This is a genomic window from Embleya sp. NPDC050493 (assembly GCF_044458105.1).
GTDB lineage: Bacteria > Actinomycetota > Actinomycetes > Streptomycetales > Streptomycetaceae > Embleya.
The window spans coordinates 129,807-142,319 of record NZ_JBITHP010000024.1 but is presented as its reverse complement, the minus strand read 5'-3'; the positions used below and the strand labels follow the sequence as shown (position 1 = coordinate 142,319).

At 72.6% G+C, this 12,513-nt stretch carries 5 protein-coding genes; 2 read left to right on the top strand and 3 right to left on the bottom strand.

Annotated features, from left to right (window positions below):
• Nucleotides 1–2: 2 nt before the first annotated feature.
• On the bottom strand, nt 3–3,311 hold the full coding sequence (locus ACIBM5_RS35010; protein WP_396010703.1) for an AMP-binding protein: 3,309 nt from the start codon (nt 3,309–3,311) through the stop codon (nt 3–5).
• Nucleotides 3,312–3,769: 458 nt separating this feature from the next.
• Between ACIBM5_RS35010 and ACIBM5_RS35005 the strand changes: the two genes are divergently transcribed.
• Together ACIBM5_RS35005 and ACIBM5_RS35000 are read left to right on the top strand one after the other, a co-directional pair.
• Nucleotides 3,770–3,973 (top strand): DUF6229 family protein, encoded by a 204-nt coding sequence (locus ACIBM5_RS35005; protein ID WP_020557656.1) that lies wholly within the window; start codon nt 3,770–3,772, stop codon nt 3,971–3,973.
• An 89-nt stretch (nt 3,974–4,062) separates the two neighbouring features.
• Entirely contained in the window at nt 4,063–6,969 is a 2,907-nt protein-coding gene (locus tag ACIBM5_RS35000) for a type 2 lanthipeptide synthetase LanM family protein (protein WP_396010702.1), read from the top strand.
• A gap of 448 nt (nt 6,970–7,417) precedes the next feature.
• Here the strand turns inward: ACIBM5_RS35000 and ACIBM5_RS34995 are convergent, their stop codons facing one another.
• Together ACIBM5_RS34995 and ACIBM5_RS34990 are read right to left on the bottom strand one after the other, a co-directional pair.
• Nucleotides 7,418–9,343: an ABC transporter ATP-binding protein gene (locus ACIBM5_RS34995; RefSeq protein ID WP_396010701.1), complete on the bottom strand. Its 1,926-nt coding sequence runs from the start codon at nt 9,341–9,343 to the stop codon at nt 7,418–7,420.
• A 131-nt stretch (nt 9,344–9,474) separates the two neighbouring features.
• A complete protein-coding gene (locus tag ACIBM5_RS34990) occupies nt 9,475–12,414 on the bottom strand; it encodes an AAA family ATPase (RefSeq protein ID WP_396010720.1) in 2,940 nt (979 codons plus the stop codon).
• Nucleotides 12,415–12,513 lie beyond the last annotated feature (99 nt).

The following is a 12,513-nucleotide window of genomic DNA, read 5'->3' as shown; positions in this document are numbered from 1 at the left end:
CGTCAGCCCTTCTCGGTGGCGGTGGATGGGTGCACAAGCGCGTCGGTGTCCCCGAACACCGGCGCTTGGGGGTGGTCGAGCGCCGGTGCCCAGGCGTCGACGAAGGCCTGCGCCAGGTCCTCGACGACGGAGGGGGCGAATGCGCGCTCGTTGTACAGCAGCCAGCCGGCGATGGTGCCGTCCGGTTGTTCGGTGAGGGCCAGTTCCGGCACGCCCAGATCGGGACGGCCGCCGGGAGTGGACCATTCGGCGTCCAACTCGCGGGGCAGCTCGAAGGGTTCGGAGACCAGCCCGAGGAAGTGCGCCCGGTTGGACCAGCTCTCGTAGCGGATCCATGCGGCGTCCGGAAAGCGCGGGTAGAACTCGGCGAACGGGTAGGACTGGTGCTCGTTGGCGGCCAGCGCGGCGCTGCGGACCCGGGTCAGGAGTTCGTCGAACGAGGGTTCGCCGTGCAGGTCGACCCGGATCAGCAGGGATTGCACCAGGCAGCCGATCAGGTTCTCGCTGCCGGGTCGCGAACGCCCCGGTACCGGTGACATCACCACGATGTCGCGGGTGCCGGCGGCCCTGGCCAGCACGCTCGTCCAGCACGCGGCGGCCAGCATGAACGGGGTCGCGCCCCGTTCGCGCGCGCTCGTACGCAGCCGGGTGACCAGGTCCGCGTCCAGGGTGAACCGCACCGATGCGCTGTGCAGCCGGTCGGTGACGTTCCGGCCGGGAAAGGGGTCGATCGCCGCGGGTGCGCCCGCCAGGGACGCCTCCCAGAACGGCCGGGTGCGCGGCCATTGGGCCCGGGCCCAGCCCAGGTGTTCCGAGCAGGTCGGCGTGGGTGGCGGCAGCGGACTGGGGCGTCCGGTGCGAAACGCCGAGTAGATCAGCGCGAGTTCGCGCAACAGCACGCCCATCGACCAGCCGTCGAAGACCATGTGGTGTACGGCGAGGATCAACACGTGGTCCGTGGCGTCGAGTTCGATCAGCAGGGCGCGCACGAGCGGGCCGCGCGCCAGATCCCAGCCCTGTTCGCGTTCGATCCGGGCGTGCTCGTGGGCGAAGCGCTCGCGTTCGGCCGGTGTTCCCCCCTCGGCGCGCACCCGTCGCACTTCGGGCGGCAGTTCGGTCCGCACGACCGCCTCCGGGACGCCGTCGACGTAGCGGAACACGGTGCGCAGCGCCTCGTGTCGGCGCACGATTTCGGCCAGAGCGGCGGTCAGCGTGTCCGGGTCGAAGGTGTCGGTGATCCGGATGCCCACACTGACCGGGCCGACGTCGCGGGTCTCCTCGGTGGCGTGCATCCAGACGAAGAAGTTCTCCTGCTGCGAGCTGAGCGGCATCGGGGCGAGTTCGGCCGATGTCTGCGGGTCGCCTGCCCGGGCGGGCACGGGTTCGGCCCGCGCGGCGTCGATCCAGGCGGCCTGCGCGGCCAGTTCGGGTCGGTCGAAGACGAGCGAGGAGGGCACGTCCAGGGCGAACAGTCGCTCGGCGGCGGCGGCGAGCCGGGTGGCCTTGAACGAGTCGCCGCCGAGCGCGAAGAAGTTGTCGTCGGGACCCGCGCCGGAGGAGCCGAGCACCTCGTCCCACAGTGCGCTCACCGCCACCTCGGTCGCGGTCCGGGGCACGCGCGCCGTCGGCGGGTCGCTCGCGTCCAACCGGGCGCGCAGTTGCTGTTTGAGCACCTTGCCCGCCGGGTTCCGGGGCAGCGAGTCCATCCGCAGGAGGCGGGTCGGGATCTCGTGCCGGGTCAACCGCTCGCGCAGGAACGCGCGCAGGTCCTCGGCCGACACCTCGGCCCGCAGCACCAGCGCGGCGGCAACCATGGTGCCCATCACCGGGTGCGGCACGCCGAACACGGATGCGTCGGCGACGGCGGGGTGTTCGTACAGCGCGGCCTCCACCGCGAGGGTGGAGATCCGCATCGCGCCGGACTTGATCAGGTCGCTCTCCCGGTCGATCAGGTACAGGTAGCCGTCGGCGTCCAGGCGGCCGATGTCGCCCATCCGTACCCAGCCGTCGGTGAACACCTCGGCGTCGGCCCGGGCGTCGCGGTAGTAGCTGCGCGACGCGGTGGGCGAGCGCAGCCAGATCTCGCCGGCCTCGCCGGTGGGTACAAGCTCGCCGTCGTCGCCGACGATGCGCAGGTCGTCCCGTCCGGTGCCGCGGCCCACCGAGGTGGGTCGGTCGGGGTCGAAGACCATGGTGGTCTGCGCGGGCGCCGCCTCGGTGGAGGTGTAGGAGTTGACGATGGTGGCATCCGGGAACGCCTCGGCCAGCGCGAGCGCGGTGGTCGGCGGCAGGGCCGCGGCGGTCGAGCCGAACAGTTGTACCGTGCTCACGTCGTGCCGGGTCCAGGCTCGCGAGTTCACCAGCTCGGCGGCCATCGCCGGGACGGTGAACACGGTCCCGACCCGGTAGGCGGCGATCAGCGCGCAGAAGTCCTCGGCGTCGAACGCGGGTGCGCACAGTGCGGTCGGCTCGGCGGTCAACGCGTTCAGCAACATCGTCTGGCCCGCGTTGGTGCCGATCGGGAACGCGTGCAGGAAGTGCCGCGAGTGGGCCAACTGGCGCCGTTTGGGTGCCGGTTCGAAGCCGAAGGTGAGGTTGGCGTGGGTGGCGGCGACGCCCTTGGGGGTGCCGGTGGTGCCGGAGGTGTACAGGATCTGGGCGAGATCGTCGGGGTGCGGGACGGGCAGATCGGGCGGGGTCGGCGCGGGGGGCCGGTGCGGGGCGGGCCCGTGCGGATCGGGTCGGAGCGAATCGGGTCGGTGCCGCTCCGGTGGACCCGGTTCGGGCGTACGGCCCTCGGCCCGGGCGGCGGCGGCTTCGAGTTCGGCTGCGGGCGAGCTCCACGCATCGGTGGGGGCCGGCCGGATCTCGGCGCCGTGCAGCACGCCGGTGGCGGCGCAGTGGGTGAGCATCGTGTCCAGGGCGGCGGGCGGCAGTCGCTCCGGGAGCGGTACCGCGACCGCGCCGGCCCGGTGCACCGCGCAGTAGGCGACGGCGTAGTCGGCCCATTCGCGACCGGCGAAGATCAACCCGATCCGGTCTCCCCCGCGCACTCCGCGCGCGCGCAACTCGCGAGCCAGGGAAGTGGATCGGCGATCCCAGGCGGCGAACGTGAGCCGGATTTCCGGTGTTCCGGGCTGGAGGACGGCGATCCGATCGGGGTCGACGAGCGCGCGGGCGGCCAGCAGGCCCGGCACGGTCGATCCCGGCGCGGTCGCTCTCGTCACGGGGTGCGCCGGGTCGGCCGACCTCCGGCGGGCCTCGGCGGCGGTCACCTCGCGGTCCGAATCGGTGGGACCGGACGCGGGCATGGAAGAGTTGTGGCTCGGCGCATGGATGTATCTCCGGGGTAGGAGTGCAACGTGCAAAACGCGATGGGCAACATCGGCCCACGCTGGGCAGCGCAAATGCCATACGGGAACCGCCGATCAGGTCATGGAGCGATGACCGTCGGCGACAACTCCAAGACTGTCAATGGACTAGACCAATGACAAGAGCCGGACGACATCCCGGTCCGGATCCGGGCGAGAAATCGCTCGCCGAGCTGCTTCGAACACCCGGCACACCCACACCGGTTGGTCGGGCGGCGCCGGACGAATCGCTCGATTCCCGTGCCGGCAGAGCGAATTCACCCGCGTCGATCAGGGTCTGTCGCGGCCGGGTTTCCGGCGCTACCGTGAGCCTGCCGCACTTCCCTAACCCAGGGTCGATGGCCGGTGAACCCGGCGTACCCGCCGGGAACGTCGGACATCGGCGGAAAGGTATCGTCATGCGCACCGCATCGAATGCCGCTCGGAACACCGTCGTCAACGCCTGGCGCTCCGGCGCCGAATCGGCCGACGGCGTGGAGAACCCCGCCGGTTCGCTCTACATCGGCGGAACCGCAACCGAACAGGGTCTCACCGAGATCGACGTCGCCGCGATCAGCTGCGGCACCGCGTGCTCCTGGTCGCGCACTCGCGCCTGTTGTTGATCCGTACCTCAACGACCCGCCGCCCGGGGCACGTCGCACCTCGACGAACGCGGGCGGCGGGTCCGTCATCGATGGGTGGCGATCCGCGCATGGCAATCCCGGTCCGGCCCCACCCGGTGGTGACGTACGACGACGCCGGCGAATTCGACGCCGCGTTGGAGCCCTTGATCGTGCCCGCCCTGGATCGCTTCCGCCGCAGCCTGGACGCGGTGCCGGATCCCCTGTCGGCAGCCGAGCGGAACATCCTGCGGCACGCCGCCCATCGCACCCTGCTGGGCGCGATCCGCCCCAAGGCCAACCGACTGCTCCTGCTCGAACTGCACGCCGCACGGATGTCCGGCCGACTCACCCGGGACACCAGTGAGCAACGCTGGGACGAATTCCTCGAACTCGCCGCCGAGGCCCGCTTCTGGGGCGAACTGGACGCGGACTACCCGGCGTTCGCACCCCGCTTGGACCGGGTGATCCGCAATCGCTGCGCGGCGCTGCTCGCCCTGGCCCGCCGCCTGGCCGCCGACCGCCACCGCCTGGCCGCCCTGCTCGGCACGCCGCCCGGCGAACTGGTCGAACTCGGCCTGGACGCCGGTGACTCGCATCGTGGCGGCCACACCGTCGCCCTGCTGCGCTTCGAAGCCGGCCGCGCGGTGTACAAGCCCCGCCCGCTGGCCGTGGACGTCGCGCTGGCCGCGACCCTGGATGCCCTCCTGGCCGGCACCCCGCATACGGACCGGATCCGGGTCCCGCGCGTCCTGCTCGGCGACGACTACGGCTGGGCCGAGCACGTCGAGCACCGCCACTGCGCCGACGCGCGCGAACAGGCCCGCTTCTACCAGGGGCTGGGCGAGTGGATGTGCGTGATGCAACTGCTCGGCGCCACCGACCTGCACTCGGACAACGTCATCGCCCAGGGCCCCGTCCCGTGGGTGGTCGACTGCGAAACGTTGTTCAGCCCCGAGCCGAACGTGGGCGCGAGCGGACTCGGCGACGCATTCGACACCGCCGCCGCCTCGGTCCGCCGAACGGTGCTGCGCACCGGGCTGTTGCCCATGCGACTGGCCCAACTCGTGCTCCAGGGCGTGGACATGTCCGCCGTCGGCGCGCTGCCCTCGCAACAACCCCGAATCCCGGTACCGGTGATCTCCGGCGCCGGCACCGACCAGGCCCGCCTGGCGATGGAGCCCGCCGAGGTGGCCGGTTCGGCCAACCTGCCCGCCCCCGACGCCGATCCGATGGCCCATCAGGACGACATCGTGCGCGGCTACCGAGACCTGCGCGGCCGACTCGACGGCCTGGACCGGGCCGGCCGACTGCGCCCGATCCTGGATGCCTTCCTCGGCTGTGACCTGCGCGTGGTGTTGCGACCCACCCAGGTCTACGTCGAGATCGCCCGGATGTTGTGGCACCCCGCCTCCCTGCACGACGAGCCGGCGGCCGTCGAACGCGCCCGGGACGTGCTGACCCGCCAGGCGAAGGCCCTGCACGGCGCGCCGACCAGCCCCGAGGTGGTGGGCGCCGAGGTGGCCGATCTCCTCGACGGCGACGTGCCGTTCTTCGGTGTCCGCCCCGAGGACGGCCGGATGGACGGGCCACGTGGCACCACCTGGGGGGACCCGGTCCACCTGATCGACGCGAGCGTCGAGCGCTGGCGCGCGGGCGACCCGGAGTTCGAGGAGGTGATGATCCGCTCCTCGCTGCTGGGCGTCTATCGCGACCGCAGCGCGATGCCCGAGGCGAATCGACGCCGGGACCTGCCGGTCCGCACCGGCCGATTGCACGACCGCCGCCTCGACCTGGCCGCCCGGATGGCCCGGGACCTGTGCGCACGCGCGGTGGTGGGCGCGGACGGCACGGCCACCTGGATCGGCCCGGTGTACACCGAAGGCGGGTTCAGCGTGAGGCCGTTCGCCACCGACTTCTACAGCGGACAGGCCGGGGTGGCACTGGCACTGGACGCCTATCTGGCCCAATCGCGCAGCGGACACGTACCGACGGTGCCCGAGTTGGAAGCCGTCGCCGACGGCGCGATCCGGGCACTCGCGGCGATGGAGGACGCGGTACCCATCACCCGGGTCGGCGCATTCGACGGGATCGGCGCGGCGGTACGCACCTGGCTGGCGCTGGGCGCGACCTCGGGCCGGCAGGCGTACCTGGATCGGGCGATCGCACACGCGGAGCGCGCGTCGGAGCTGTTGGCCCAGGACCCGATCCTCGACGTCGCGGGGGGCGCCGCCGGGCTCGTGGTCCCGCTGCTGGCACTGACCGAGCGAACCGGCGACCCCCGTTGGCGCGGCGTCGCGGAGTCCGCCGGGAAACTGCTGGTCGAGCGCGCGGTCGTCGAGGACACCGAGCGCGGACGGGCCGCCCGCTGGCCGACCGCGCTCTTCCCGCACGGCATCGGCGGGTTCGCCCACGGCGCGGCGGGCTTCGGCTGGGCACTGACCCGCCTGGGTCTGGTGACCGGCGACCCCGAACACCTCGAACTCGGCGAGCTGGCCTGCACGTTCCAGGAGAACCTGTACCGACCCGAGGCCGGCGCCTGGCTCGACGGCCGGGAGGCGGACCAGGTCCTGTACCTGGACTCCTGGTGCCACGGCAGCACGGGCATCGGCCTGGCCGCCTGGGACCTGTACGTGCGCACCGACGCCCGCACCCACCTGGACCGCGCCCTCCGCGCCGCCGCGGCCACCTGGCGCACCGGCTTCGGCTGGGACTACACCCTGTGCCACGGCGACCTGGGCTCCTGGGAACTCCTGGACACCCTCCTCCACGGCGCCCCCGACCACCTACGCACCCACGTCCCCGACGCCCCCACCCCCCACCACCTGAACGCCCTCCTCCTCACCACCCTGGAAACCTACGGCCCCCTCACCAAGTCCACCACCGACACCACAACCGGCCTCCTCCCCGGCACGGCCGGCGCCCTCCACCAACTCCTCCGCCTGAACCACACCCAGCCACACCGCCCTCCATCACTCCTGCTACTGGACGAGCTGTAGCCGGACAACCATCCCGGCCGGCACATGACCAACAGCCTCGCCGCACTTGAAGCCAAGCAGCCCGGCCGGCGCATGAGGCCACTCAGCCCCGCCGGCGCTTGAGGCCACTCAGCCCCGCCGGCGCATGAGGCCACTCAGCCCCGCCGGCGCATGAGGCCAAGCAGCCCGGCCGGCGTTTGAGGCCAAGCAGCCTCGCCGGCGCTTGAGGCGAACCAGCCCGGCCGGCGCATGAGGCCAAATCAGCCCGGCCGGCGCTTGAGGCCACTCAGCCCCGCCGGCGCATGAGGCGAACCAGCCCGGCCGGCGCATGAGGCCAAATCAGCCCGGCCGGCGCTTGAGGCCACTCAACCCCGCCGGCGCTTGAGGCGAACCAGCCCGGCCGGCGCATGAGGCCAAATCAGCCCGGCCGGCGCTTGAGGCCACCCAGCCCCGCCGGCGCTTGAGGCCATCAGGCCCCCGAGGCCGAAGGCGAGTGCGCCTCGTCAGGCCCCACGTATGCCGCCGCTTGCAGCCGATACAGCTCCGCGTACAAACCCCCCGAACGCATCAACTGCTCGTGCGTACCATGCTCCACCACCGCCCCACCCCCCAGCACCACGATCCGATCGCATTCCCGCACCGAAGCCAGCCGATGACTGATCAGCACCACCGTCCGCCCCGCCGCCAGCCGCCGGATGTTCGCGTACACCGCATGCTCCGCCCGCGCGTCCAACGCCGCCGTCGGCTCGTCCGCGATCAGCAACCCCGCATCGCGATAGAACCCGCGCGCGATCCCGATCCGCTGCCACTGCCCGCCGGACAGGTCCACCCCGGCACGGAACTTCTTCGACAACAACGTCTCGTACCCGTGCGGCAGTCGCGAGATAAGCCCGTCCGCCCCCGCGTCCCGCGCCGCCCGCATCATGGCCGCGCCGTCCGGGTCGACCCGATCGGCGCGCCCCAGCACGATGTTGCCGCGCGCCGTCACCGGCCAGCGGGTCGGCTGCTGCATCACCAGCGCCACCTGCTCGCGGATCCCGACCGGATCGACATCGGCCAGATCCGTGTCGTCCCAGTGCACCGTGCCCTTGTCCGGGTGGTAGAGCGCGGCCAACAGCAGGGCGAGCGTGGTCTTTCCCGACCCGTTCTCGCCGACCAGCGCCACCGTCTCCCCACGCCGGATGACCAGATCCACCCCACGCAGCGCCGACTCCGCACTACCGGGATAGGCGAAGTACACGTCCCGCAACCGGATCTCGGCGAAGCCGACCGGCACCGCCCGGGTCGCCGCCGGCCGCGAACGCGCGGTCGCCTCATCCAGGAACGCGTGATAGTCGGTGATGTACAGGGACTTCTCGTAGAGTCGGTCGACGGCCACCATCAACGTGGCCAGCGAACCGCTCGCGGTCCGCACCGCCAACACCGCCGTACCCGCCACCGCGAGCGGCACGATCTCGGCGCGCACGAGCAGGCCGAGCGCGACGTACGTGGCGCCCAGTGCCAGTCCGGACAGGGTCCGTCCGATCACCCCCACCCGGACCTGCGCATAACCGACCCGGACCTCGGCCCTCTCCACCGACCCGGCCAGCCGCCGGAATTCGGCGAGCAACGGTCGCTCGGCGGTACAGGCGCGCACCTCCGCCGCCGCCTCCCGGGCGCTGAGCAGATCCGCGAACAGCCACAACCGCCGATACAGCGTCATCCGCTGCACCATGCCCTCGAAGCCGATCCGGGCCGAACGCAGCGCCGCCCACCCCTGCGGTGCGATCGACAGGGCCAGCAGCGGCAGCAGTACCGGATGCAGCCCGGTCACCACGCCGATCCCGACCAGCAGTCCCACCAGCGCCCCCAGCAGTTCGACCGCGTGCCCCAGGGCCAGTTGCGCGTGGTCGATGCCGCGATCCCGGGCCCGGGCCAGCGCGTCGTGCCAGTCCGCGTCGTCGAACGCGCCCAGGTCCGCGCCGACCGCCGCGGCGTGCAGCCGGTTCTCCGCCACCCGGCGGATCCCCGGTGACAACCGCGCCTGGGTCGCCGCCACCACCGTCTCCAGCCCCGCCCGCACGGCCGTGGCCAGCACCACCGCGACCACCGCGGGCAACGCCGCGCCGACCCGATCCGGCGCCGGCCCCGAGGCGAACAACGCCCCCAACGCCCTTGCGGTGGCCAGCAACGCCAGCGCGGTGGCCACCCCCGCGGCCGACTGCGCGAGCACCAACAGCCACGTCGCTCGCCGACTCGCCGCCCGGGACAGCCGCCACACCTGCGCGAGCGCGACCGGCAGCCGGGTGACCATGCGGCCCAGACCCGCGTTCGCCGCGTCCCCGTCGAACGGAGTGTCGTACCCCTGCCCCAGCTCGTCGAACTCGCACATCTCCTCAGGCACTTGCCCGGTCATCCGCGAACCCCTCCCGGCCGACGAGTACGGTATGCCCGGGACAGGGGCACGCTACGGGTGCCGACGGGTTCGAAAGCCCCCCGCGACGACCCGCCACACCGCGCAGCCGGACGCGGGATCGAAGACGGACCCTAGTCCGGGATCAACCCGCTGCGTCGAGCCAGCGCAACCGCCTCGGTGCGGCGGGACGCGCCGACCTTGGCCATGATGTTGGAGACGTGCACACTCGCGGTCTTGGCACTGATGAACAGCTCCTCGCCGATCTGCCGGTTGGTCCGACCCTCGGCGAGCAACTGCAACACCTCCTGCTCGCGAGCGGTCAACATCGCCTCGCCTGTCGGCGCGGAGTCCGGATCGCCCAGCCGCGCGCGCCGCGCCGTCGCGTCCACCGCATCCCGCAGCGGCACCGAGCCCAGTCGATCCGCCGTCTCCCGCACCCGCCGCGCCAGGTCGGCCGCCTCGTCCCGGCGCCCCACCGCCACCAGTGCCTGGACCAGCCGCAGTTCGCTGCGCGCCTCCTCGAAGACGTTGCCGTAGCCGAATGCCTCGACCGTCTTCTCCCACAGCGCGACGTCCGCGTCACCGGATACCCGCGACCACTCGGCTTCGGCGCGCAGCAACCAGGCGCGGCCCTCCGATCCGCTGCGCGGAAAGCGCCGGCCGGGCCAACCGGGCGTGATACGGGCCAGCTCGATGAACTCCTCTGCCGCCGCCACCTCTTGCCGCACGCCCTCGGCGTCGCCCGCCGCCCGCAGGTCGGCCACCGTGTCGCCGATCGCGGACAGCACCAGGGCGGACAGCCGGATACCCACGTCCGGATAGGGGTTGCGCTCCTCGGCCAGTTCGCCCAGCAGCCGATGTGCCCAGTCGGCCGCGGCGCGGGAATCGCCGCGCCAGGCCGCCTCGTCGGTCAGCACCAGGCCGCCCACGAGCCTACCCATCCAGTTGAACGGCTTCGTCTCGAACAGGGTCCGCGCCTGCTCCACGACACCGGGTTCGCCGCGACCCAGCGAGACGTACAGTGCCGCGGCGGCGACGTGTCCGAAGGCCGACGGCACTGCCGAGGGCACCGCCGCCAGCGCGTCGTCCCAGCGGCCCAGCGTGTACAGGACTTGGGTGCGCAGGTAACGCATGTCGAGTGAATGGGGCGACGAGGACCTGGTGGTGCGACGGGCCAGTTCCAGGCCGTCGTCCAGCCAGCGCAGGCTCTCCTCGAGTCGGCCGGACTCGAAGCTGCCCATGGCCAGGTTGAACAGCGCCCGCAGCTCGATCGTCGTGTTGCCCGCCCGGCGAGCCAACTCGCGTGCCTGGCTCAGCCGTTCCCGCCCCCCGGCGGATTGCCGAGTGTCCCACTCCAGGCCGGTCAGCGAGATGATCGCGTCGGCGAGGGCGTCGTCGGTACCCAGTTTCTCGGCGGCGGCCAACACCTGGCGACCGACCCGCCGGGCGGTTTCGTCGTCCCTGGAGTAGTACGCGGCCTGCACGAACGTGGTCGCCGCCCACAACCAGGTGCGCGACACCGGCTCGGCCGGGATCATCGCCAGTGCCTGGCGGCTGTACTCGAACGCGGCCTGCAGGTCGTCCACGCTCAGCAGACTGGAGGCGAGCGTGTAGCGGACGGTCACCGCGAGGTCGATGTCCGCGTTCGCGCCGAGTCGGTCCAGGGCGGTACGCGCGAACGCGACGGCACGGTGCGCCTCGCCGGCCCGGACCGCGGCCGCGGACGCGCGCAGCATCAGCGACACGTCGTCGCTGTCGGCCAACTCCCGCGCGTCGGGCACCGCGTCCCACACCTCCAGGGCCGCCTCCAACCGGCGCATCTCCTCGGCCGGTGCACCGACGCGCGCGGCGTGGTCGGCCGCCTCGATCGACGCGGAGAGCGCACCGGGCAGGTCGTGCGCGGCCCGGTGATGGTGGGCGCGCTCGGCGGCACTGCCCGCCCGCCGCTCCGGGTCGCCGAGCAGCCGCGCGAACACCCCGTGGATCCGCGCTCGCTCGCCCGGCAACAGGTCCGCGTACGCCGCCTCGCGAATCAGCGCGTGCCGGAACGCATAGGTGTCCCCTTCGGCGGCCACCAGCAGGTGCCGTCCGACCGCCTCGCGCAGCGCGGTGTCCAACTCGTCGTCGGGCAGGTCGACGGCGTCCCGGAGCAGCCCGTGTTCGACGCGGCGACCGGCCACGGCGGCGGTGCGGATCACCCGCTGGGCGGTGCCCGACATCTGCTCGATGCGGGTGAGCAGCACCTCGGCCAGGCCGCTGGGCACGCCGCCGGCCGTGGCATCGGTCGCGGCGCGCAACTCCTGCGCGTAGAACGCGTTGCCCTCGGCCCGCTCGACGATGGCCCGCACGGTGTCCTCGGGCAGCGGATCGGTGGCCAGGCCGCGGACCAGCCTGGCCACGTCCTCGTCCTCCATCGGCCGCAGATCCAACCGCCCGACGGAGGGCAGCCGAACCAACTCGGCCAACAGCGGGCGCAGCGGGTGCCGCCGATGCAGATCGTCCGAGCGGTAGGAGACGAGCACGGTGAGCCGCTGGTACGCGGCGCCGCCCGGACGCTGGGGCAACAGCCGGCTGAGCAGGAAACGCAGCAGGTCGCGGGTCGACTGGTCGGCCCAGTGCAGGTCCTCGACCACGAGCAGTACGGGAGCCCGCTCGGCGAGGTCCCCGAGCAGCGCGGCGACGTCCTCCAACAACCGCAGCCGCACCCCGGCATCGGGCAGCGCGCCGGCATACTCCGCCGCTCCCCCGCCGGCCCGCAGCAGCCGCTCGACGGCCGGATGCGCGGCCACGACGTCGGCATACCGGGTATCGGCGTCCAGCCGGCGCAACACCTCGACGAACGGCAGGTAGGGCAGGCCGACATCCCCGAGGTCGACACAGTGCCCGGTCAACACGGTCGTCCCCGCTGCGGCCGCCCGAGCAGCGGCCTCCGCCAGCAACCGGGTCTTGCCCACCCCGGCGTCCCCGGTCAGCAAAACGGCGTACGGATCCCCCGCCCGCCCCCGCGCCAACGCCTCGTCGAGCCGGGCGACCTCCTCGCCCCGCCCCACCAGCGCCACATCCCAGCCCACGTCAGTCACCGCGCAATCCTCACACGCCCCGCCGACACAGGACATCCGACCTCAGCCACGTGTTCCCGCACAAACCCCCGAAGCCGCCCTCACCATTCC